1 protein-coding gene is annotated in these 3,022 nt (G+C 38.0%); it reads left to right on the forward strand.

Annotation, left to right across the window (positions count from 1 at the left end; all coding sequences use genetic code 11):
- Positions 1 to 3,022, forward strand: a 3,022-nt coding sequence (porU, locus tag AC6F75_RS12960) for a type IX secretion system sortase PorU (RefSeq protein ID WP_500715514.1), incomplete at both ends; no start/stop codon positions are given.

Consider the following 3,022-nt stretch of genomic DNA (forward strand, 5'->3'; position numbering starts at 1 on the left):
TTGAAAACACCATAAACTACAATGTCAGTTCAAACCAGTACAGTGATGTTTGGGTAGATGACGGTTTTGCAATTCCAAATTCTTTAGTGGTTTCAAACATTGTTTATGAAACTGTTTCTACAAATGCTTTAAATGAACTTGATGTACAAAAACTACCTAATAACATCGATTATACGATAGCTTCAAACCGGGGCAGAGATAAAATTTACACCACTTTTTCTATAACTCCAATCATAAATCAAGGTGGAGTTTACAGAAGGGTTGTCTCATTTACTTTGGACTATTCAAAGTTGAGAACTCAACAAATTCAAAGCAAAAGCGTTGGAATCTCAAATTCATCATTAACATCAGGGCAATGGTATCGGTTTAAAGTTCAGAAAAATGGAATTCACAGAATTGATAGAAATTTTTTGAACAGCTTAGGTATGGATGTCAATTCTATAGACCCCAGAAAAATCAAAATTTATGGCAATGGAAGTAATATGCTTCCTTTGAGAAACAGTTTGAACACAGAATATGATTTAGTTGAAAACTCCATTCTTGTTGCCGGTGAAGAAAACGGCTCTTTTGATCAGGGAGACTATATACTTTTTTATGCTGAAATTAATCAATACAGTCAGGAAAGTAATACTCATATTAATATTTATGATGATAATGCTTATTATTTTATTACAGCAGACGGCACAAACGGTAAAAGGGTAACACCTTATGTTGAACCGGCAGGAAATGCCACTACAAATATTACCCAATTTAATGATTATCAGTTTTTTGAAAAAGATGAGGTAAACCCCCCACTGATAGGGAGAAGATGGTTCAGTAATCGGTTTGATATCAACAATGAGCAAAGTTTTGAGTTTAATTTTCCAAATATTGTTTCCGGAACGCCTATGGAGGTTAGGGTGTTTTGCATGGCGACGGCAGAGGTTATTACAACAATGTCTATAGAAGTCAATGGTCAAAATCAGCAAACACTTCAGTTTGGCACCATCAACACAACCACTTTAGCTTCCGGCAGGAGCTATTCCGGCCAGGTAAATGCATCTTCAGAAACGGTCAACGTTACCTTAAAGTATAACAATGCAGGAAACCCTCAAAGCAACGCATTTTTAGATTATATAAGTGTTAATGCATTTAGGCAATTAACGGGCGGAAACACTCAGTTTAATTTCAGATATGATGAAGCGGCTTTGTTAAGTGGAATAGGTGAATATCAATTTACAAATGCTTCACAGTATTCACAAATCTGGGACGTGACAAATACGGGTTCAATTTCAGCAATCCATAATGAAAACAATGCACAAAATATCAACTTTAAAGCCCAGTTGGGTGAGATAAGAAAATATGTAGCTGTTCATAATAGTGATTACTATGTCCCAACAAGAATAAATCCATCAACCGTTCCAAATCAAAATCTCAAAGGAACTATTTTTAAAGATGAACATGGTAATTTTCAAGATATTGATTATTTGATTGTCACGCCGCCAATGTTGTTGCAACCTGCGCTAAGACTTGCAAACCATCACAAAACCAGAAATGGGTTGAGAGTGAAAGTGGTTACAACGGATAAAATTTACAATGAATTCAGTCATGGAAAACAGGATATAGGTGCCATCAGAAATTTTGTAAAATACATTTATGACAATGCTTCTTCGCCGGAAAATAGAATCAAATATTTGAATTTGTTTGGTGATACATCTGTTGATTATAAAAAGCGATTACAGGGCAATAACAATATGGTGCCCACATTTCAAGCGATTGATATTGGCTCAATCTCTGCTTCAAGCACCTATATGTCTGATGACTTTTTCGGAATGATGGATCCAACAGAGGGCACTATGTTAGGGTCAGACAAACTGGACATTGCCGTGGGCAGGATGGTGGTTGACAATGTCACTTTGGCCAACGATATGGTCAACAAAGTAATCGCTTATGAATCCACAGCAGCTTTTGGTAACTGGCGCAATAATTTTGTTTTGGTGTCAGACGATGCAGACACATCTTCTGATGCACAATTGCAGTTCAGGCTCGATTCATTAGGCAATGCTATTTCATTTCATAAACCTTTTGTAAATGTTATAAAAATACATAGTGATGCCTATCAACAAGAAACATCTTCGGGTGGGAATAGATATCCAAAAGTGAATGAAGCCCTCGAAAACACCATTGACGTAGGGACACTTATACTTAACTACTTTGGGCATGGGGGTGAAGACGGGTTAGCCAGTGAGCGGATTATCACTAAAGAAAGTGTGCAGAACTTGAGAAACCGAAACCGGTATCCGCTGGTAGTAACTGTAACTTGTGAATTTTCAAGGTTTGATAACCCACTTCGGCCCACGGGAGGCGAATTTACTTATTGGAACAGGGAAGGAGGAGCCATTGCACTTATTTCTACAACTAGGCAGATTGGTGTTCAGTTGGGTACAGATTTCAATCAAATACTTGGCAAACATCTTTATGCTTATTTTACCGAGACTTTTGTTCCACCCGCAGAAGCATTAAGGAGAGCAAAAAATGACATATCAAATGCTGGTCGGAGAGTGATTTTTTATATAGGCGACCCGGCTATGCACCTTGCATTTCCCCAAAAAGAAGTCAGGCTAACTACAGTCAACGGAATGCCCTTAGGCTCCACTAACGATACCCTCAAAGCTTTAAGTAGAATTAAATTGGGCGGGGAAGTGGTTGACCGAAACGGTAATTTAGTTTCTAATTATAACGGAACCCTTGAAGCCAAAGTTTTTGATAAAAGATTACAACGTCAAACTTTGGGAAATGATGGAACAACAGGTGCTAACGGTAATCTGATAATTATGGAGTTTGAAACTCTTGGCGAAGGAATTTTCAACGGTCAGGCCTCCATAACCAATGGCCAATTTGAATTTGAATTTGTAGTGCCGAGGGATATTGCCATTCCTGTTGGTAAGGGTAGGGTAAGCCTTTATGCCAAAAGAGCTGGTACCTTTGAAGATCAGGCCGGATTTGACGAAACCATACTCGTGGGAGGTATCAATGAAAATGC

Source organism: Planktosalinus sp., assembly GCF_059864935.1.